Source organism: Kosakonia sp. YIM B13571 (assembly GCF_042788095.1).
Classification (GTDB): Bacteria; Pseudomonadota; Gammaproteobacteria; order Enterobacterales; family Enterobacteriaceae; genus Kosakonia; species Kosakonia quasisacchari.
Genome location: NZ_JBHZPL010000001.1, coordinates 1,041,277 through 1,060,105, shown reverse-complemented (window position 1 = coordinate 1,060,105; position 18,829 = coordinate 1,041,277). Strand labels below are relative to the sequence as shown.

General features: G+C 53.7%; 18 protein-coding genes, 2 tRNA genes and 1 rRNA gene. 10 read left to right on the top strand and 11 right to left on the bottom strand.

What is annotated here, in order from left to right; all coding sequences use genetic code 11:
- Window positions 1–243 precede the first annotated feature (243 nt).
- Both rrf and ACFX4O_RS05110 read left to right on the top strand, forming a co-directional pair.
- Window positions 244–359: ribosomal RNA gene (rrf, locus tag ACFX4O_RS05115) — 5S ribosomal RNA — on the top strand.
- A gap of 54 nt (window positions 360–413) precedes the next feature.
- Window positions 414–490: transfer RNA gene (locus ACFX4O_RS05110), tRNA-Asp, on the top strand.
- Window positions 491–581: 91 nt separating this feature from the next.
- Here ACFX4O_RS05110 and fabF read toward each other — a convergent pair.
- Genes fabF through ACFX4O_RS05090 form a run of 4 tightly spaced genes read right to left on the bottom strand, consistent with a single transcriptional unit; the run spans window position 582 to window position 5,019 of the window.
- Entirely contained in the window at window positions 582–1,856 is a 1,275-nt protein-coding gene (fabF, locus tag ACFX4O_RS05105) for a beta-ketoacyl-ACP synthase II (protein ID WP_380207610.1), read from the bottom strand.
- A gap of 19 nt (window positions 1,857–1,875) precedes the next feature.
- Window positions 1,876–3,438: a DHA2 family efflux MFS transporter permease subunit gene (locus ACFX4O_RS05100; RefSeq protein ID WP_380207609.1), complete on the bottom strand. Its 1,563-nt coding sequence runs from the start codon at window positions 3,436–3,438 to the stop codon at window positions 1,876–1,878.
- Window positions 3,435–4,478, bottom strand: a complete 1,044-nt coding sequence (locus ACFX4O_RS05095) for an HlyD family secretion protein (RefSeq protein WP_131413789.1) — start codon at window positions 4,476–4,478, stop codon at window positions 3,435–3,437. Before ACFX4O_RS05095 ends, ACFX4O_RS05100 begins: the two co-directional genes overlap by 4 nt.
- Window positions 4,465–5,019, bottom strand: a complete 555-nt coding sequence (locus ACFX4O_RS05090; protein ID WP_380207608.1) for a winged helix-turn-helix transcriptional regulator — start codon at window positions 5,017–5,019, stop codon at window positions 4,465–4,467. The genes ACFX4O_RS05095 and ACFX4O_RS05090 overlap by 14 nt, the downstream gene beginning before the upstream one ends.
- A gap of 202 nt (window positions 5,020–5,221) precedes the next feature.
- Between ACFX4O_RS05090 and dkgB the strand changes: the two genes are divergently transcribed.
- A complete protein-coding gene (gene dkgB, locus ACFX4O_RS05085) occupies window positions 5,222–6,025 on the top strand; it encodes a 2,5-didehydrogluconate reductase DkgB (RefSeq protein WP_380207607.1) in 804 nt (267 codons plus the stop codon).
- Between the two features lie 37 nt (window positions 6,026–6,062).
- Here dkgB and yafC read toward each other — a convergent pair whose 3' ends face one another.
- Window positions 6,063–6,950, bottom strand: a complete 888-nt coding sequence (gene yafC / locus ACFX4O_RS05080) for a DNA-binding transcriptional regulator YafC (RefSeq protein WP_380207606.1) — start codon at window positions 6,948–6,950, stop codon at window positions 6,063–6,065.
- Between the two features lie 230 nt (window positions 6,951–7,180).
- On the opposite strand from yafC, the gene ACFX4O_RS05075 reads away from it, so the two are divergent.
- Complete coding sequence (locus ACFX4O_RS05075) at window positions 7,181–7,990, top strand: endonuclease/exonuclease/phosphatase family protein (RefSeq protein ID WP_131413783.1); 810 nt, start codon at window positions 7,181–7,183, stop codon at window positions 7,988–7,990.
- Window positions 7,991–8,049: 59 nt separating this feature from the next.
- Here ACFX4O_RS05075 and mltD read toward each other — a convergent pair whose 3' ends face one another.
- Both mltD and gloB read right to left on the bottom strand, forming a co-directional pair.
- A complete protein-coding gene (gene mltD / locus ACFX4O_RS05070) occupies window positions 8,050–9,420 on the bottom strand; it encodes a murein transglycosylase D (RefSeq protein ID WP_131409800.1) in 1,371 nt (456 codons plus the stop codon).
- Between the two features lie 74 nt (window positions 9,421–9,494).
- The gene (gene gloB / locus ACFX4O_RS05065; protein WP_380207605.1) at window positions 9,495–10,250 is read right to left on the bottom strand and encodes a hydroxyacylglutathione hydrolase; all 756 of its coding nucleotides are present in this window, start codon (window positions 10,248–10,250) and stop codon (window positions 9,495–9,497) included.
- A gap of 33 nt (window positions 10,251–10,283) precedes the next feature.
- Here gloB and ACFX4O_RS05060 point away from each other — a divergent pair, with 33 nt between their 5' ends.
- Window positions 10,284–10,991 (top strand): class I SAM-dependent methyltransferase, encoded by a 708-nt coding sequence (locus tag ACFX4O_RS05060; protein ID WP_131409804.1) that lies wholly within the window; start codon window positions 10,284–10,286, stop codon window positions 10,989–10,991.
- Here the strand turns inward: ACFX4O_RS05060 and rnhA are convergent.
- A complete protein-coding gene (rnhA, locus tag ACFX4O_RS05055) occupies window positions 10,988–11,554 on the bottom strand; it encodes a ribonuclease HI (protein WP_165501908.1) in 567 nt (188 codons plus the stop codon). The two genes, ACFX4O_RS05060 and rnhA, sit on opposite strands and share 4 nt — an antisense overlap.
- Between rnhA and dnaQ the strand changes: the two genes are divergently transcribed.
- Together dnaQ and ACFX4O_RS05045 are read left to right on the top strand one after the other, a co-directional pair.
- Window positions 11,508–12,239 carry a DNA polymerase III subunit epsilon gene (gene dnaQ / locus ACFX4O_RS05050; RefSeq protein ID WP_380207604.1) on the top strand — a complete coding sequence of 244 codons (732 nt, stop codon included), beginning with the start codon at window positions 11,508–11,510 and terminating at the stop codon, window positions 12,237–12,239. The genes rnhA and dnaQ overlap by 47 nt on opposite strands.
- 135 nt (window positions 12,240–12,374) lie before the next feature.
- A tRNA-Asp gene (locus tag ACFX4O_RS05045) sits at window positions 12,375–12,451 on the top strand.
- Between the two features lie 46 nt (window positions 12,452–12,497).
- Here ACFX4O_RS05045 and ACFX4O_RS05040 read toward each other — a convergent pair.
- Window positions 12,498–13,970 carry an NCS1 family nucleobase:cation symporter-1 gene (locus ACFX4O_RS05040; RefSeq protein WP_380207603.1) on the bottom strand — a complete coding sequence of 491 codons (1,473 nt, stop codon included), beginning with the start codon at window positions 13,968–13,970 and terminating at the stop codon, window positions 12,498–12,500.
- A 146-nt stretch (window positions 13,971–14,116) separates the two neighbouring features.
- On the opposite strand from ACFX4O_RS05040, the gene ACFX4O_RS05035 reads away from it, so the two are divergent.
- From ACFX4O_RS05035 to puuE, 3 genes are read left to right on the top strand one after another with little or no spacing between them, the layout of a single operon-like run.
- Window positions 14,117–14,833, top strand: coding sequence for a GntR family transcriptional regulator (locus ACFX4O_RS05035; RefSeq protein ID WP_131409812.1), 717 nt, complete (start codon window positions 14,117–14,119; stop codon window positions 14,831–14,833).
- Entirely contained in the window at window positions 14,833–15,570 is a 738-nt protein-coding gene (gene hpxA, locus ACFX4O_RS05030; RefSeq protein ID WP_380207602.1) for an allantoin racemase, read from the top strand. The genes ACFX4O_RS05035 and hpxA overlap by 1 nt, the downstream gene beginning before the upstream one ends.
- Window positions 15,571–15,600: 30 nt before the next feature.
- Complete coding sequence (gene puuE, locus ACFX4O_RS05025; RefSeq protein ID WP_131409816.1) at window positions 15,601–16,542, top strand: allantoinase PuuE; 942 nt, start codon at window positions 15,601–15,603, stop codon at window positions 16,540–16,542.
- A gap of 35 nt (window positions 16,543–16,577) precedes the next feature.
- Here puuE and xni read toward each other — a convergent pair whose 3' ends face one another.
- Complete coding sequence (gene xni, locus ACFX4O_RS05020; RefSeq protein ID WP_380207601.1) at window positions 16,578–17,366, bottom strand: flap endonuclease Xni; 789 nt, start codon at window positions 17,364–17,366, stop codon at window positions 16,578–16,580.
- 73 nt (window positions 17,367–17,439) lie between these two features.
- On the bottom strand, window positions 17,440–18,807 hold the full coding sequence (locus ACFX4O_RS05015) for an L-serine ammonia-lyase (protein WP_380207600.1): 1,368 nt from the start codon (window positions 18,805–18,807) through the stop codon (window positions 17,440–17,442).
- Window positions 18,808–18,829 lie beyond the last annotated feature (22 nt).

Below are 18,829 nucleotides of genomic sequence, written 5' to 3'. Positions count from 1 at the left end.
AGCGCAGCGATGCGTTGAGCTAACCGGTACTAATGAACCGTGAGGCTTAACCTTACAACGCCGAAGATGTTTTGGCGTGAGAGAAGATTTTCAGCTTTGATTCAGAGTCCGAAGGATTTTGCGCAGAGACAAGGCGGCAAATGAGACGACGGAAGGAGCATACAGGAGTATGTGACTGACGTTCGTGAATGCAGCCAACGCGGTATCGGTGCAAAAGACACAGGACAGGGCACAAAGAATTTGCCTGGCGGCAGTAGCGCGGTGGTCCCACCTGACCCCATGCCGAACTCAGAAGTGAAACGCCGTAGCGCCGATGGTAGTGTGGGGTCTCCCCATGCGAGAGTAGGGAACTGCCAGGCATCAAATTAGCAGTGAAACCGGGCAATAAACCGGTGGTTGTGAAGAAATTCGGTGGAGCGGTAGTTCAGTCGGTTAGAATACCTGCCTGTCACGCAGGGGGTCGCGGGTTCGAGTCCCGTCCGTTCCGCCACTTATTTTAAGAGCCGCATCTCTAACGAGATGCGGTTTTTTTTAGTCTGTTATTTCTATAAAAAGGGCAATCGCGCCCTTTTTACCGTATGTCACTCCCAGCGTTTCAGCAGCAGGCTGGCGTTAACGCCACCAAATCCAAAGCCATTTGATAAGGCATAACGCATCTCCAGCGGCTGCGCAGTAAGCGCAACTAGATGCAATCCTTCTGCCTCGGCGTCAGGGTGATGCAAATTCAGCGTTGGTGGTACAACTTGATCACGTAAAGCCTGGATAGTGAAAATCGCTTCAATCCCGCCTGCCGCGCCTAGCAAATGACCCGTTGCTGATTTTGTTGAGGTAGTTGCAACTGGAGCGTTACCAAAAAGCCCCTTAATCGCCGCCAATTCTCCTTTATCACCGACCTGAGTTGAGGTCGCGTGTGCATTAATATGCTGAATATCCGCAGTGGTAACGCCAGCCTGGCGAATGGCTGCTTCCATGGCACGACGCGCACCGTTACCATCTTCCGGGCCTGCTGTCAGATGGTACGCATCCGCGCTGGTTCCGTATCCCACTAGTTCTGCCAGCGGTGTAGCACCACGTGCCAGCGCATGTTCCAGAGATTCGATAACGAGCAATCCGGCGCCTTCTCCCATTACAAAACCATCACGATCGCGATCAAAGGGTCGCGATGCTGTTGTTGGTGCGTCGTTAAAACTGCTTGATAGTGCTCTTGCCGCAGCAAAACCGGCAAGACTAACCCGGTGTATTGCCGCCTCACTGCCACCGCACAGCGCAATATCCGCCTCACCGCTGCGGATCATTCGCGCGGCGTCACCGATTGCCTGCGCCCCCGCGGCGCAGGCGGTAACTGGTGCGCCAATAGGTCCGCGAAAACCATGCGCAATTGAAACATGCCCGGCAGCGAGGTTGGCGAGGAAAGAGGGGATTGTAAAAGGGGAAAGTCGACGTGGCCCACGATCGTCCGTTGTGCGCACGGCATTGGCGATTTCGTTAAATCCACCGATCCCGGTCGCAATCACTGTGGCAGTACGATCTTTTTCTGCTTGATCCTGTGGGAACCAGTTCGCCTGCGTCAGGGCTTCTTTTGCCGCGACCAGCGCAAATTCAATAAAACGATCCATTTTTTTGCGCTCTTTGGCTGGAATAGCCACTAGCGGATCAAAACCGTATTGCGGATCCTCTTCAATAGAAGGAACCTGGCCTGCCACTTTGCAGGGAATATCGTCGACCATGTCATCTGCAAGCCGCGAAATCCCTGATGTTCCCTGCACTAGCGATTGCCAGACATGTGATACGCCGCAACCCAGCGGGCTGACAATTCCCATTCCTGTTACCACGACGCGTTTTGTTGAAACGCTCATAATCAATTCTCCTGAAATATCACACTGTTTGCGGTTTTTTCATTAAAGGAACCAGCAGCGCAGCGATTAAAAAACCTAACATGATCAGATAAAAAGCATCTGAAAATGCTTGTGTCCGAGCCTCTCGCAACGTGATGGCCGAAAGGTTCTTTAGTGCAGCACTGCTGGCGATATCGGGTGAAATTCCCTGGTTAACCAATCTGCTGGCGCTGCTCTGAACGAATTCTGTTACGGAAAGAGAGGCATTATTGAGATGATCCGCGAGGCGGCTGTAGTGCAAATTGGTTCGGTCATTAATCACGGTGCCGCACAAGGCGATGCCAATCGCGCCGCCCAGATTGCGCATCAAATTGAACAGACCAGATGCCAGTTTCAACCGTGTCGGCGGCAGGCTGCCAAGCGTCAATGTGACCGTCGGGGCAACTGCAAATTGTTGCGCCAGGCCGCGAAATGCTTGCGGTAACAGAAGTTCTTGCGCCCCCCACTCATGCGTTAGCGGGATAAAGCTGTACATCGACACCGCAAATCCGAGCAGCCCCGCCATCAGCAGCCAGCGTAAATCGACCCGATTCGCAAGCCACGCATAGAATGGGATCGACAGCACCTGAAAAAGCCCAGTGGAAAACACCGCCAGACCAATTTCCAGTGCGCTAAAGCCGCGCACCGTGCCAAGAAACAATGGCGTTAGATAGATCGTAGCAAAGATGCCAACCCCCGCCATAAACGAGAAGTAGCAGCCCAGTGTGAACGTTCTGTCCTTAAGCGCACGAAGATCCATTACCGGCTGTGAATGACGTAGCGTACGAACAACAAAAAAGACGCCGCACAGCAACGCAACCCAGCCAGTCAGCGCTAAGGTATTGTCATCAAACCAGCCCCAACGTGGGCCTTCTTCAAGGGTGTATTCCAGACACCCCAGCGATACCGCAAGCAGCAGGATGCTCAGGTAATCCGCGCCGCGTAATAGCGACGGGTTTGGCGTATCAATTTTTACCAGTAGCGGTACAGCAACGGCGATGTAAATCCCCGGTACGATGTTGATATAAAACAGCCAGTGCCAGCTGAAATTCTCGGTTATCCAGCCACCGACGGTGGGGCCGAGCGTCGGCGCCAGCGAGGCTAGCCCGCCAATCGTTGCAGCAGCGATGACGCGTTGTTTTCCCTGGAAAAAAGCAAATGCGGTGGTGAAAACCAACGGGATCATCGAGCCGCCCGCCAGCCCTTGTAATGCGCGAAAAGCGATCATACTTTGGATATTCCACGCCCAGCCGCAGAGCAGGCTCATCACCGTAAACCCGGCGGCGGAGGCGGCAAACAGCCAGCGCGTAGACATCACCCGTGCCAGCCATCCCGAGAGAGGAATAATGATGATCTCGGCGATCAGATAGCTGGTTTGTACCCATACGGTTTCATCATCGCCGGCAGAAAGCCCTCCGCCAATATCACGTAGCGACGCCGAAACAATCTGGATATCAATCAGGGCGATAAACATACCCACACACATGGTCGCGAAGGCAAACACTTTCTGACTTACCGGCATAGAAATGCCCGGTTGCAGCGGTACAGCATCGGTGGTGCTCATTGCGCGCTCTTTTCGTCAACGGTAACGATGACAGAAAACCCCGGACGCAATACGCCGAGTTTTGCGGCTTCGCCCTCCAGCGCGATACGAACGGGCACACGCTGGACGATCTTGGTGAAATTTCCGGTGGCGTTTTCTGCCGGGAGAATACTAAATCGTGAACCGGTCGCGGGGGAAACGCTGAGAACATGGCCGTAGAACGTTCGACCCGGCATCACATCCGCCACTATGGTCGCGCGTTGGCCGGGAAGCATGTGGGCTAGCTGGCTCTCTTTGAAATTGGCTTCGACCCACAAGCCTTCTGCGGGAACCAGAGAAAGCAGTTGCGTGCCGCCGCCGATGAAGGAGCCGGACCAGGCCCGGCGATTCCCTACGACGCCATCGAACGGGGCGCGGATCTCGGTATAGTTCAGGTTTAATTTCGCGATTTCAAGATTCGCCTGGGCTTGCTGCAGCGCGGCTTGCGTCTGTTTTTCTCGTGCATCAAGCACAGCCAGTTGGCGCATGGCAACAGCGTTGTCTGCCTGCGCTTTGCTCTCCTGCGCACGCGCCTGGCGATAATCGGCAGCCGCATTTTCCCGTACCTGCGCAGAAACGGCACTGGACATGACCAGCGCGCTGTATCGGCGATTGTCATTGGCCGACTTATCACTCACCGCTTTGGCAGCAGCCAGCGATGCTGTTGCGCCTTCAATGGTCGCCAGTTGCAACTGGCGCGTTGCGGCAATATCAGCCAGCGTCGCCTGCTGTGCAGCTACTTCACCGGCGGCTTTCGCCAGTGCGGCCTGGTAATCTCTGTCGTCGAGGCGGATTAAAAGATCGCCCTTTCTGACCCGCATGTTGTCCTGTACGGCAATCTGTTGGACATAACCGGACACTTTACTGGAGATAGCGCTGATATCGCCACCCACGTAAGCATCGTCGGTGGATTGTATAAATCGTCCACTTTGCCACCAGTACGCGCCGTAACCCGCAACGGACAATAGCGCTGCGGCTAACAGCACCAGGGTGAGCGCCTTTTTCTTTTTACTGAGCGTCATCATCGCGGCTCACAGAGTGAAGTGGGGCGAATTTTTGCGTGTTATCGCCAGCGTGTTTGCGTTGTAAATAATCGTGGCGGTAATGGATAACCGGTGCAGCCGCAGGGCCAGGCATCAGGGCATATTTCTCCGGGGTGATGGTTTCGCCGGTTGCTTTATCAATGAGGATGGTCTCGACCGGGCGCTGTGTTTCACGCTCGACTAACTGTATTTGTGCGCCTTCTGGCGAGAAATAACGGTTTCCCCATTCCGCCAGTGCGAGGATCACCGGGCGAAAATCGCGCCCGAGAGCCGTCAGGTGATATTCATAACGCGGCGGTGTTGTGCTGTAGCTCACTTTTTCCATCAGCCCGTCATCAACCAACTCTTTCAGGCGACGAGAGAGAATGTTGGGAGCGACATTGGCGCTTTTCTGGAACTCATCAAAACGTGTGAAACCGGCAAAAGCGTCACGCAGGATTATCATGCTCCAGCTGTCACCAATGCGGCCTAAGCTACGGGCAATGGGGCAGGGAGCGTTGCAAAGCGGTTCATTTCTCATGGTCTGGCCCGGTTACTGATTAGATTCTGTGCTCACGGTGACATAGTGACTTTCAAAATGCAAGTGACTAACTTTACGCCCTGAATTCCTTACTTTTGCTTCTCTGGCAAAAAACCTCTGCTTTTTCGCCTCTTTTTCCCCTTGCTGAAGCGGGGAATAATCAGCGCAACGAAACATTACGAAATCAGAAAGAGGAATTCTTATGGCTATCCCTGCATTTGGTCTTGGCACCTTCCGTTTAACTGACGAAGCGGTTATCGCTTCTGTGAAAAATGCCCTTGAGCTGGGTTATCGCGTGATTGATACCGCGCAGATCTACGGTAACGAAGCTGCCATTGGCGAAGCGCTGGCTCAGAGCGGCGTTGCGCGCGAAGAGCTGTTTATTACCACCAAAATCTGGACCGAAAACCTGGGCGCAGACAAACTGATCCCTAGCCTGAAAGAGAGCCTGAAAAAATTAGGCACGGATTATGTTGATCTGACCCTGATTCACTGGCCGTCTCCGGGCGCGGCTGTGGCCGTTGATGTCTCTATGCAAGAGCTGATGAAGGCAAAAGCGCAGGGGCTGACACGCCAGATTGGGGTATCGAACTTTACTATCCCGCTGATGGAGCAGGCCATTGCCGCCGTGGGCGCGGAAAACATCGCCACGAATCAGATTGAATTGTCGCCGTATCTGCAAAACCGCAAAGTCGTTGACTGGGCGAAACAGCACGGTATCCATATCACGTCTTACATGACGCTGGCATACGGTAAGGCGCTGAAAGACGAAGTGATTGGGCGTATCGCACAGAAACATAACGCTACGCCGGCGCAGGTTATCCTGGCATGGGCAATGGGCGAAGGGTATGCGGTGATCCCGTCTTCAACCAAGCGTGAGAACCTGGCAAGCAACCTGCTGGCACAGTCGCTGAAACTGGATGCAGAAGATAAAGCGGAAATCGCGAAACTTGATTGCAATGACCGTTTGGTCAGCCCGGAAGGCCTGGCGCCGAACTGGGATTAATCGAGAATTCAACGGGAGCGTAATGCTCCCGTTGTTGTTATTGCGGCAGGTGTTCGCTGATAAAATCAATAAAGGCGCGAATACGCGTACTCACCGCCCGGTCGCTGTAATAGACCGCACTGAAGGGCATCTCCACCGGCAGGCGTTTATCCGCCAGCAAATCCACCAGTTCCCCACTTGCCAGCTCTTTATCAATCATGTAGTCCGATAAGCTGGCGATGCCGTTGCCGCTCAGACATAAATGTTTGAGTGTTTCTCCGCTATTTGAGGTGATATCCGGCGTGGCTTCAAACAATTGACCATCGGCAGAAGCAATCGGCCAGATGTTAAGGGAGACCGGTTCGGTGAAACCAAGGCACACATGGTTGCGCAATTCTTCTACCGTTTCAGGCTTGCCATGGCGAGCGATGTAGCCCGGTGAGGCGATAATTTTTCGATAACTCTTGAACAGCGGGCGGGCGCGCAGGCTGGAGTCAGTTAATTTACCCACGCGGATTGCCACATCCACTTTACGCTCAATCAAATTGATAAACGTTTCGCTTGAGACCAGTGACAGACTGATTTCCGGGTAGCGTTCACGAAACGGTTTAATCAGCGGCATGAGGAAATGCAGCACGACCGGCGTCGCCGCATCAATGCGTAGTGTGCCGCGCGGCGTGGATTTTGTTTCCATCACCTCTGTTTCTGCGGCCGCCATCTCCTGCAATACACTTTGTACGCGGCGGAAATAGCGCTCGCCTTCTTCGGTTAAACTGAGCTGGCGCGTGGTGCGATTAAGCAAATTAACGCCCAGCTTGTTCTCCAGTTTTTTTACGGCACGGCTAATCGCCGAATTCGCCTGGCCCAGGCGTTCCGCTGCCCGGCTGAAGCTGCCGCTTTCGACAACAGCCACAAAAATCGCGAGTTCTTCTGAGGTGGTTTTCATTATTGCCTCTGTAGCAACACTGCAACGATATTATTCATCTATACGCTATTTAACCATGTTGATGTCTGCGATGCCACGCACGCGCGGCGCTGGCGGCATTAATAAGCGCTCACTAACTATAACCGGGGGTTTTTCTGCCGATTGTGCGTTGAAAGTGTGCGCTAAAATCCCTATAACTGAATGACCACCCGGGAGCCGGGTGTGGAAATCAATGAGGTTTGAAGCCGAAAGTGCCAAAGAATACCTATGCCATGCGATATGTTGCCGGACAACCAGCGGAGCGAATTTTACCGCCGGGGTCCTTCGCGAGCATCGGCAAAGCGTTACCTGCGGGTGTACCTTTAAGCAGCGACGAAAAAATCCGCGTACTGGTATGGAATATCTTTAAGCAGCAGCGTGCCGAGTGGTTATCGGTGTTGCAAAGTTTCGGCAAAGACGCGCATCTCGTGCTGTTACAGGAAGCGCAAACCACGCCGGAACTGGTCAGGTTTGCGACCACTAACTATCTTGCTGCCGATCAGGTTCCTGCATTTGTGTTGCCGCAACATCCCTCTGGAGTGATGACGCTTTCGTCCGCGCATCCAGTCTATTGCTGCCCGTTGCGTGAGCGGGAACCGATTTTACGCCTTGCGAAATCAGCGCTGGTCACGGTGTACCCACTGCCCGATTTACGTAACCTGATGGTGGTGAATGTGCATGCGGTGAACTTCAGTCTGGGCGTGGATGTGTACAGCAAGCAACTGCTGCCGATTGGCGATCAGATTATGCGCCACGCCGGGCCTGTGATTATGGCGGGGGATTTCAACGCCTGGAGCCGACCGCGCATGAATGCGCTCTATCGCTTTACGCGCGATATGTCGTTGCGACAGGTTCGTTTCACCGATGACAATCGCCGCCGTGCCTTTGGGCGCCCGCTGGATTTTGTTTTCTATCGTGGTTTGAACGTGCAGGAAGCGTCAGTGCTGGTAACACGCGCATCGGATCACAACCCGCTGCTGGTGGAATTTACCCCTGGCAAGCCGGCAATCCATGAAGGGTGATAAGCCAGAGGGCAAAAAAAAGCACCGTGGGGAAACGGTGCTTTTTTTATCGGTTTGTATCAGGAATCCGGTGTGGCGCTGTTTTTAACAAACAGTGTGAGCTGATCGCCAGGCTGCAGATTATCGGTATCGTTATTCCAGCGCATTACATCTTTGATGTTCACGCCGTGACGTTTCGCAATACTCGATAACGAATCACCTTTGCGTACGCGATAGGTAATGCTATCGCTGTTGCTGGCGAGACGCTGCGCGCTGCTACCTGCGCCTACCGTCAGACTCTGGCCCACTTTCAGGTTCGAACCGCGCAGGTTATTCCATTGCTGGATATCCTTTGCGCTTACGCCGAGACGCGCCGCGATGGCGGAAAGCGTATCGCCTGAGCGAACCTTGTAGCTCCGGCTTGGCAGCGGGGTGTTATCCGCAAGCTGGGTCGGCTGTACAGCGGCAATCTCGCCGGATGCCAGGGATTCACGCAGTTGATCGGCGTGTTTCTTCGGCACCATCACATACTGTGGACCCGCTGAACCTAACGTCGAACCTTTAACGCCAGCGTTAAACGTTTTCAGTTTGTTCACCGAAATCCCGGCCATTTCCGCCAACTGATCGACCTCAACCGGGCTGCTCAGTCTGACTCGCGCCAGCGCACGGCTTTCGTCTGGTGTTGGCAGACTCACGCCATAACGCTTACTGTTTTTGAGAATATCACTCAAAGCCAGCATTTTAGGCACGTAAATCTTGGTTTCCTGCGGCAGTGAAAGCGACCAGAAATCGGTGGGTTTACCCCGCGATTTATTGACTTTCATCGCTTTCAACACGCGACCTTCACCGCTGTTATAGGCAGCCACTGTAAGTAACCAGTCGCCGTCAAACATGCGGTTAAGACGCTGCATCATGTCAAGCGCGGCCGTGGTAGAGGCCACAATGTCACGACGCGCATCGTAGCTGCGAGTCTGCTTTAAACCATAATTTCGCCCCGTGCTCGGTATGATCTGCCAAATGCCTGCGGCATTGGCGCCAGACGTCGCGTGTGGGTCAAAAGCGCTCTCCACTATGGGTAGTAGTACCAGTTCCATGGGCATGTTACGTTTTTTAACTTGCCCTGCTATCCAGTACATATACGGCTCTGCCCGTAAAGTTACATCGTGGAGATAGCTCTTATTGCTTAAATACTTGAGTTTTTGTTCGCGAATCCGGGTATTTTCCGGAATTCCCATCTTTAGCTCGTCGCTAATGGAGGTCCACAAGTCACTGTTATTCTGGGCGGCGAATGTTCCATCGTCCATCCACCGCGCCTGACTAGTAAACTTCCCTGCTTCCCCTTGACCAGCTGCAGAAAGGCTCTGTGCGTGCTGTTGTACCGTACCGTCATGGTTAGACGCCTGGCACCCAGCAAGCAAGACAGAGGCGAATAAGATCGCTTTTGCCTTCATGTGTGTGTCAATAGTAGTTGCTTAAAAGACGAGCGATGATAACGGCGTCGTCTTTAAAAGGCAACCCGGAAATATCAGAAGTTATCTTTCTTTGACCTTAACCATGCGAAACGCTCTTCAGGGTGTTGCAACTTTGTTTCTTGGTTAATTATATCAATTAAATCAGCGTCTTCCGTGCGTAAAAATAAATTTATTCTTCGCTCATTTTTCAGAATTACAGGGAGTGTTTTTTGATTTTTCGCACGTAACTCATTAACTTTTCGATAATATTCGTTAAGTGCAGGATCCTGCGGTAAGATGCTGATCGCAAACTTCATATTTCCTAAAGTATATTCGTGTGCGCAGCAAATCACCGTATCATCCGCAAGCGCATTAATCTTGCAAAAGGATTGATACATCTGGCTTGCCGTCCCTTCGAACAATCTTCCACAGCCACCAGAAAACAGCGTGTCACCGCAAAATAGATAAGGGGAACTGAAGAAACAGATATGTCCTAAAGTGTGACCTGGCGTGGCAAAGACGGAAAAATCATGTCCCAAAACAGAGACCACATCCCCGTCTTTAACAATCTGTGTGGTTCCCTTATCTTGCGTTTCCTCTGGGCCATAAACCGCCAGATTAGGGAAATGCTGACACAATGCTTTCACACCGCCAACGTGGTCATTGTGGTGGTGAGTGAGCAAGATCGCTTCCGGCTGCCATTGGTTTTCTTCTATGGCGCGTAATACCGGCGCGGCTTCACCCGGATCGACAATCAGGCAGCGGCCATCATCATTGTTCAGCACCCAGATGTAGTTATCCTGGAACGCCGGAATACTGTTAAGATTCATAAATTACCTCTCAAAGCGTAGCGGAAGGTTGTGATGAAACCGGCAAGGACTCCTCAAACATTGGCCGCACCTGCAAGCTGGAGCGACTTACCTAAAGGCGCGTATTATCGCGAGGCGCTGGAAGGAGAACTAAAGCCGTGGTTGGCAAAAATGTATGGATTTCATTTGCTTAAGATCGGCAATCTGAGCGCGGAAATCAATGTCGAAAGCTGCGCTATTTCCCATCAGGTCAATGTTTCCCTTAGCGGTGAACCGGCGCAGGTCAGAGCCGATCCGCTGCATTTACCGTTCGCAGAGAAATCAGTGGATGCCTGCTTGCTGGCGCACACGCTTCCCTGGTGTACCGATCCGCATCGGTTATTGCAGGAAGTGGATCGCGTGCTCATTGACGACGGCTGGCTGGTGATGAGCGGCTTTAATCCGATTAGTCTGCTTGGTCTTTGCAAAGCGGTCCCTTTTGCGCGCCGCTCACCCGCAGTAAAAAGCCGGATGTTCACCCTGATGCGCCAGTTTGACTGGCTATCGCTGCTCAATTTCGAGGTGTTACATTATAGCCGCTTTCGCGTACTGCCCTGGACAAAGCAGGGCGGGAAACTGCTTAGCACGCATTTACCGGCGCTGGGGTGTATGCAGCTCATTGTCGCACGCAAACGCACCATTCCGTTGACGCTCAATCCGATGAAGCAGAGTCGCAGCAAGCACCACGTTCGCCAGACTGTTGGCGCGACCCGACAGTCTTAACTTTCTGGCTGATAACCGACATCTTCCTGAGTTGGGTTCATCGCGGCGGTGCGTGCCAGTTCATCGCAGCGTTCGTTTTCTGGGTGACCTGCGTGGCCTTTTACCCATTCCCAGCGAATTTGATGTTGGCTCAGCGCCGCATCGAGCCGCTTCCAGAGATCGACATTCTTAACCGGCTTTTTTTCCGCTGTTTTCCAGCCGCGTTTTTTCCAGTTGTGGATCCACTGCGTGATCCCCTGGCGTACATACTGGCTGTCGGTGCTGAGCACCACTTCGCAATGTTCTTTTAACGCTTCCAGTGCCACAATAGCCGCCATCAGTTCCATACGGTTATTAGTGGTGAGACGGTAGCCTTCGCTAAACAACCTTTCGTGCTGACGATAGCGTAAAATCGCCCCGTAACCGCCCGGACCCGGGTTGCCAAGACAAGATCCGTCGGTGAAAATCTCTACCTGTTTAAGCATCTCTGGTAGACTTCCTGTGTTTAAAACGACAAGTCTGACATAAATGGCCGCTATGAGCACAGCAATTACACGACAGATCGTCCTCGATACCGAAACCACCGGTATGAACCAGATTGGCGCCCACTATGAAGGGCACAAGATTATTGAGATCGGTGCGGTGGAAGTGATCAACCGCCGCCTGACCGGTAATAACTACCATATTTACCTCAAGCCAGACCGGCTGGTGGATCCGGAAGCGTTTGGCGTTCACGGTATCGCCGACGAATTCCTGCTTGATAAACCGACGTTCGCCGACATCGCCGATGATTTTATTGAGTATATTCGCGGTGCGGAACTGGTCATTCACAACGCGTCGTTTGATATCGGCTTTATGGATTACGAGTTCAGCAAGCTGAACCGTGGTATTCCAAAAACCGAAACGTTTTGCAAAATCACCGACAGCCTGGCGCTGGCGCGTAAAATGTTCCCCGGCAAGCGTAACAGCCTCGATGCGCTCTGCTCGCGTTACGAAATAGACAACAGCAAACGTACGCTGCACGGCGCATTACTCGACTCCCAAATCCTTGCTGATGTCTATCTGATGATGACTGGCGGCCAGACATCGATGAAATTTTCGATGGAAGGTGAAGGGCAAACGCAAGCGGGCGATGCGGGGATCCAGCGTGTTGTTCGCCAGGCAAGCCGCTTGCGGGTGGTTTTAGCCAGTGATGAGGAACTGACGGCCCATGAATCACGGCTCGATTTAGTGCAGAAGAAGGGCGGAAGCTGCCTGTGGCGCGGGTAAAATCGTTTTGTTAACGCAGGAAAATCGCCGCACGGGTGATTTTTGCAGCAAACAATTCAAAACGATGGAAAAAGCGTTGACGGCATTAGGTGCAATCCGTAATATGCGCCTCGTTCCCTAACAGGAACACAACGCGGAGCGGTAGTTCAGTCGGTTAGAATACCTGCCTGTCACGCAGGGGGTCGCGGGTTCGAGTCCCGTCCGTTCCGCCACTATTCAGAAGGCCTGAATCAGCAATGATTCAGGCCTTCGTCGTTTCTACTCCTTTGCCGCCACGGGCTGTGCGGTAAATGTGCTGCTCACACCTTCGCGTTCGTGGCGCGCCAGAAAACGGTAGCAACTTGCACCGAGGAACGCGCCAATAAACCAGCTAAAGTTGGCCACTTCATGCAACGCCGGAATAAAGCTAATAATCAGACCGACCGCCACCGACGGCACCAGCGCGGCAATGGCTTTCGGGTTAAAACCATTTTTGTACCAGTAACGCCCATTTGGTGAGTCGGTAAACAGATCATCGACAAACACGTTTCCGCGTTTAATCAGATAAAAATCGGTCAGTAAAATACCGAACAACGGGCCAATAAACGCGCCGAGCACATCCAGCGTGTAGTGGATCAACTCCGGTGACTGGAACAAATTCCACGGTGTTAGCAGTACCGAGCCGACAGCCGCGATCATCCCGCCGGTACGAAAGCTGATTTTCTGCGGGGAACAGTTAGAAAAATCGAAGGCCGGGGAGACGAAATTCGCCACAATGTTGATGCCGATGGTGGCGGTGATCATCGTCAGCAGCCCAATTGCCATCGCCAGGCTGTTGCCAACATGGCTCACTGTTTCGATAGGGTCGGTGATCATCTTGCCAAACAGCGATTGTGTCCCGGAAACAATTATCACCGTGACAATGGAAAACAGCAGGAAGTTAAACGGCAGCCCCCAGCGGTTGCCGCGGCGGATCTCCTGCATGCTTTTACCGTAACGGGAAAAATCGCCAAAATTGAGCAACGGGCCGGAGAAATAAGAAACCACTAATGCCGTCGCGGTGATCATCTGCCAGGTTTGCTCGCCTGCCGTGAGCTGTTTGCTGGCGAGTGTAAAAGAGATGCCATCGAAACCGGTTTGCCAGAGGATCCATCCTGCCAGTGCCATCATCACCACGTATACTGCCGGGCCGGCGATATCGATAAAGCGTTTAATCGCGCTCATCCCGTGCCAGAACACCAGTGCTTGCAACACCCACATAATGCCGAAACAGAGCCAGCCCAAATGTGACAGACCGAGAAAGTGGCCGCTGGTCAGGGGAGTAAGGGAAGGCCAAAATTTCAGTATGACCAGCATCAGCGCGTTGGCGGCCAGATAGGTCTGGATGCCGTACCACGCAAATGCAATTAACCCGCGGATCACCGCCGGGATATTCGCGCCGAATACGCCAAATGCCTGACGGCAGATCACGGCATACGGCACACCGGCCATTTGGCTCGGTTTCGCCACCAGGTTTGCGCACAGTTGCACAATGCAGATCCCCAGCAGCAGGCAAAGTAGCACCTGCCAGCTGGCAAGCCCTAAGGCGAAGAAGCTGGCGGCGACCACATAGCCGCCCATGCTATGCACATCGGACATCCAGAAAGAGAAAATATTGTACCAGCTCCAGGTCTGATGGCGGGTCGGCGCCAAATCTTCATTGGTCAGGCGTGGGTTGTAGCGAGCATCGTAATTTGGTTCAAGGTTTGGCATGGATTCTGCTCCTCTGAATACAGATAGCGACATGTTGTCTGCTATCCCTCGTTGCATTAACCAGGCCAGGTTTTAATTTTTTGTATACAAAATAAATTAACGGTGTATACAAAAATGGATAAATTGAGTAACAAAGGAACGGTGTTATGAACCAGCAAATCGGGCTGCGAACCCCTGCAGATCTGGAAGATAAAGAGCATCTCATTTGGCAATCTTTGCTGACTGCTATCGTTGAACATCAGTTGCCGCCGGGAAGTAAATTGCCGGAAGAAGCGCTGGCGGAGGTTTTTGGCGTTAGCCGCACCGGGATCCGCAAGGTATTAACCCGCCTTGCGACGGTGCAAATGATCACCATGACGCCCAGACGTGGTGCATTTGTCGCCAATCCCGGCGTTGAAGAGTCAAAAGCTATCTTTACTACCCGTAAAATGATCGAGTGCGCCAACCTGCCGTTGGTACTGGAACATCTTCAGCCGCCGCACCTTGCGGGGCTAGAAAACATCATCGCGCAGGAAGAAGAGGCACATCAAAACCATGATGGCGCGGCGGCAATTCGCCATTCTGCCGCTTTCCATATCCAGCTTCAGGCCATTTCCGGTAATGCGGTGGTAACGGACATTATCACCACGCTGGCTCAGCGTTCGTCGCTGGTGATAGCCGCCTGGGGGGCGCCCTGGCAGCGCGGTTGCCGCTGCGACGATCATGACCAGCTGATTACGCTGTTGCGTAAAAAAGATCTGCCGGGGCTCAGCGATGCAATGGCCCACCACTTTGATCACATTGTTTCCAGCCTGCGCTTTGAGCGCAGCGGCGAGACATTACCGGATTTTGCCCGCCTGTTTGGTGCGCCAGGAGAACATTGATGAGCCAATTTTGTATACAAGTAATCAACCCCAATACCAGCCCTGAAATGACCGACACCATCGCCAGCGCAGCGCGCAGTGTGGCGGCGCCCGGCACCACCATTCTCGCCTGTTGCCCCTCGCAGGGCGTGGAATCCATCGAAGGGCATTTTGATGAAGCCATTGCTGCAATTGGCGTGCTGGAGCAAATCAAACAGGGCAAAACACAAGGCGCACAGGGGCACGTGATTGCCTGTTTTGGTGACCCCGGATTACTGGCAGCACGCGAGTTGGCGAGCGGGCCGGTCATCGGTATTGCTGAAGCGGCTATGCATATGGCGACGCTGGTGGCGACGCGTTTTTCGATTGTTACTACGCTCCCGCGAACGGTGATTATTGCCCGCCATTTACTGCGTCAATATGGCTTCGAACACCATTGTGCGGCGCTGCATGCCATCGATTTACCGGTACTGGCGCTGGAAGATGGCACGGGTCTTGCTCAGCAAAAGGTACGCGAACGTTGTATACAAGCTAAACGGGAAGATCACAGCGGTGCCATTGTGCTCGGTTGCGGCGGCATGGCGAATCTCGCCCGCGAGTTGACGCAAGAGCTGGGCATTCCGGTGATCGACGGTGTTACGGCCGCGGTGAAGATGGTGGAATCTCTTCTCGCGCTGGGGCTTGGCACCAGCAAATATGGCGATCTCGCGTATCCCAATAAAAAGCCGCTTTCAGGATGTTTCGAACAGCTTTGCTGAAAGCGGCCCCGGTAAAGAGGTCGAATCAGCATGCAATCAGCAACGGACAAACCTTTCTGGCATTTCACCGCCGACTACCCCCGCGATATGGCAGGCTATGCGGGAAAACCGCCGCATGCCCGCTGGCCGAACGGCGCGCGTATTGCTGTCCAGTTTGTCCTTAATTTTGAAGAGGGCGGCGAGAACCATGTGCTGCACGGCGACAGCGGATCGGAGCAGTTTTTGTCCGATATTATTGGCGCTGCCAGCTACCCCGCGCGGCATATGTCGATGGACTCGTTGTACGAGTATGGATCGCGCGCCGGGTTCTGGCGTATTCATCAGGCTTTTCAGCAACGTGGTCTGCCGCTGACGGTTTTTGGTGTGGCAATGGCGCTGGCGCGTAACCCGGAAATTGTCGCGGCGATCAAAGCGGCAGATTACGACGTTGTAAGCCACGGCTGGCGCTGGATCCATTATCAGGATCTCGATATCCAAACCGAACGACAGCACATGCAACAGGCGATTGAGATCCTGCAAACGCTGTTTGGCAAAAAGCCGCTTGGCTGGTACACCGGGCGCGACAGTCCAAACACCCGTAAGTTGGTGGTCGAACAGGGCGATTTTCTCTACGACAGCGATTATTACGGCGATGATTTACCCTTCTGGACCACGGTGGAAGGGAAACCACATCTGATTGTGCCGTATACGCTTGATGCCAACGATATGCGCTTTGCCACCGCCCAGGGTTTTAACACCGCCGAACAGTTTTATACCTACCTGAAAGACAGTTTCGATGTGCTGTATGAAGAAGGCGAGCATGCGCCAAAAATGATGTCGATTGGCATGCACTGCCGCCTGCTCGGGCGGCCAGGGCGCTTTCGCGCATTACAGCGTTTTCTGGATTACGTACAAAGCCACAGCGATGTCTGGATCTGCCGCCGCCAGGATATCGCTGAACACTGGCTGAAGCACCATCCGTTTAAGGCCTGAAGCGAGGCGAATAGCCCGCCACCGTGCGGGCTTTTTCAGCGCGTCAGCCGCAGTTGTTGTAAGTTGCCATCCAGTTGCAGATCCGTTTGCAGACGCGCCACATCACGGCAGGTAAAGGCCATTGCTTTATGCGTTTCAAGTTTTTGCCGCCACTTTTCCGGCACATCCACGAGGTTTTCGTACAGCGCTTCCAGCGTCGGGAAGGTGTTTAACAACTGGGTCGCGCTTTTCGGGCCAATGCCTGCAACGCCTGGCACTTTAGAACTGCTGATCCCCGCCAGCCCCCAATAATCCGGTAATTGTTGCGGCGTGACACCATACTCCTGCGCGATAAAGGGCGCATCCAGCCAGCGTTTCTGGAAATAGTCGCGGATACGAATGGTCGGGGAAAGCAACTGGCAATAGCCTTTGTCCGTGGAGATTATCGTCGCCTGCTGCCCGGCTTGTGCCATCTTTACGGCAAGTGTGGCGGCGAGATCGTCCGCTTCGTTACCCGGAGTTGCCCAGCAGCGAATGCCGCGCTGTTCAAAAGCGGTGCGTAAAGCGGGCATCTCGGCGTGCAGCGTCTCCGGCATCGGCGGTCGCCCGGCTTTATAGTCGGGTAATAGCTGGTGACGCCAGCCCTGGCTGCGGGCCTCATCGTCAAACACCGCCACGGCGTGCGTCGGCTGGCTGTGAACCACAAGCTGTTCCAGCGCGTGAAGACAGGTGTCTACACAGGGCGATCCCTGCACCGCGTGGATCCGGCGGATAAGATTAAGCGCGTCGACAATTAACAGATGAGCCACAGATACCCTCCTTGAAATCGTGCCTAAGGGTAACATTGCGTGCGGCGTGAGGCTATGAAGCGGGGGATAATCAGGAAGATGCCTCGCAAAACGAGACATCTTCCAGGGCTTAATCGCAGGTCACGATCTTCATCGCCAGCCCACCGCGTGAGGTTTCGCGGTACTTAGCGTTCATATCTTTCCCGGTTTCGTACATGGTTTCGATGACTTTATCCAGGCAGACGCGCGGCTCGCTGGTACGGCGCAGCGCCATACGCGCGGCGTTCACCGCTTTCACCGACGCAATGGCGTTGCGCTCAATGCACGGAACCTGAACCTGGCCCGCGACCGGATCGCAGGTCAGACCAAGGTTGTGTTCCATACCGATCTCCGCTGCAATGCAGACCTGCGCCGGGCTTGCGCCGAGCAGTTCCGCAAGGCCTGCGGCGGCCATCGAACAGGCGACACCAACTTCGCCCTGACAACCCACTTCCGCGCCGGAAATGGATGCGTTCATTTTATAGAGCGATCCAATCGCGCTGGCGACCAGCAGGTAGCGTGCCAGTGAGTTGGCGTTCACCTGGCGAATAAACTTATCGTAATAAGCCAGTACTGCCGGAACAATGCCGCATGCGCCGTTGGTGGGTGCGGTCACCACGCGGCCACCGGCGGCGTTCTCTTCGTTAACCGCCAGTGCGAACATGTTGATCCAGTCGACAACCTGCATTGGATCTTTACTGGTGTTATCGCTGCTTACCAGCATGCGGCGCAGCGCGGCGGCGCGGCGCGGAACGCGTAATTTGCCCGGCAACACGCCTTCGGTGGTGATCCCACGTTCAATTCCGCCCTGCATGACTTCCCAGACGCGCGTGAGGTGCTCTTCCAGCTCCTCTTTACTGTGCAGCGCCAGTTCGTTCTTCATCATCAGACCAGAGAGCGAAAGTCCTGTTTCCTGGCAGTGGCGTTGCAAATCCGCGGCATTCTTGTACGGGTAAGGTACAGCGACGGGTGCGTTGTTGGTCTGGCCAAAATGTTCTTCATCGACAATAAAACCGCCGCCGATGGAGTAATACGTCTGGCTATAGAGAACCTTGTCGCCCGCCAGTGCGGTAATACGCATGCCGTTCTCATGCAGCGAGAGGTTATCGGCATGGAAGTTCATGCATTGATCGACAGGAAACTCGACTTCGTGCTCACCGTTGGCCAGCAGCAGGCGGCCGTGAGTGTTTACATCCTGAATAAATCCCGGAATGGCATCAATATCGACGCTATCCGGCAAATTACCCGCCAGACCCATAATGATAGCGATATCGGTATGGTGCCCTTTCCCCGTCAGAGAGAGGGAACCGTACACGTCTACCACTACTCGGGTCACGTCGTGGAGCATGCTGCGAGCAATCAGATCGTCAGTGAATTGCTTACCGGCTTTCATTGGGCCAACGGTGTGTGAACTGGATGGGCCAATGCCGATTTTAAAGATATCGAATACGCTGATCATGACGCATTATCCATTGCAAAGA

Coding starts and splice junctions, on each gene's coding strand:
- xni (WP_380207601.1), bottom strand. CDS start 17,366: ATGTTACCCTTAGGCACGATTTCAAGGAGGGTATCTGTGGCTCATCTG.
- dkgB (WP_380207607.1), top strand. CDS start 5,222: ATGGCTATCCCTGCATTTGGTCTTGGCACCTTCCGTTTAACTGACGAA.
- gloB (WP_380207605.1), bottom strand. CDS start 10,250: ATGAATCTTAACAGTATTCCGGCGTTCCAGGATAACTACATCTGGGTG.
- puuE (WP_131409816.1), top strand. CDS start 15,601: ATGCAATCAGCAACGGACAAACCTTTCTGGCATTTCACCGCCGACTAC.
- hpxA (WP_380207602.1), top strand. CDS start 14,833: ATGAGCCAATTTTGTATACAAGTAATCAACCCCAATACCAGCCCTGAA.
- dnaQ (WP_380207604.1), top strand. CDS start 11,508: ATGAGCACAGCAATTACACGACAGATCGTCCTCGATACCGAAACCACC.
- ACFX4O_RS05095 (WP_131413789.1), bottom strand. CDS start 4,478: ATGACGCTCAGTAAAAAGAAAAAGGCGCTCACCCTGGTGCTGTTAGCC.
- yafC (WP_380207606.1), bottom strand. CDS start 6,950: ATGAAAACCACCTCAGAAGAACTCGCGATTTTTGTGGCTGTTGTCGAA.
- ACFX4O_RS05035 (WP_131409812.1), top strand. CDS start 14,117: ATGAACCAGCAAATCGGGCTGCGAACCCCTGCAGATCTGGAAGATAAA.
- fabF (WP_380207610.1), bottom strand. CDS start 1,856: ATGAGCGTTTCAACAAAACGCGTCGTGGTAACAGGAATGGGAATTGTC.
- mltD (WP_131409800.1), bottom strand. CDS start 9,420: ATGAAGGCAAAAGCGATCTTATTCGCCTCTGTCTTGCTTGCTGGGTGC.
- ACFX4O_RS05015 (WP_380207600.1), bottom strand. CDS start 18,807: ATGATCAGCGTATTCGATATCTTTAAAATCGGCATTGGCCCATCCAGT.
- ACFX4O_RS05090 (WP_380207608.1), bottom strand. CDS start 5,019: ATGAGAAATGAACCGCTTTGCAACGCTCCCTGCCCCATTGCCCGTAGC.
- ACFX4O_RS05040 (WP_380207603.1), bottom strand. CDS start 13,970: ATGCCAAACCTTGAACCAAATTACGATGCTCGCTACAACCCACGCCTG.
- ACFX4O_RS05100 (WP_380207609.1), bottom strand. CDS start 3,438: ATGAGCACCACCGATGCTGTACCGCTGCAACCGGGCATTTCTATGCCG.
- ACFX4O_RS05060 (WP_131409804.1), top strand. CDS start 10,284: ATGAAACCGGCAAGGACTCCTCAAACATTGGCCGCACCTGCAAGCTGG.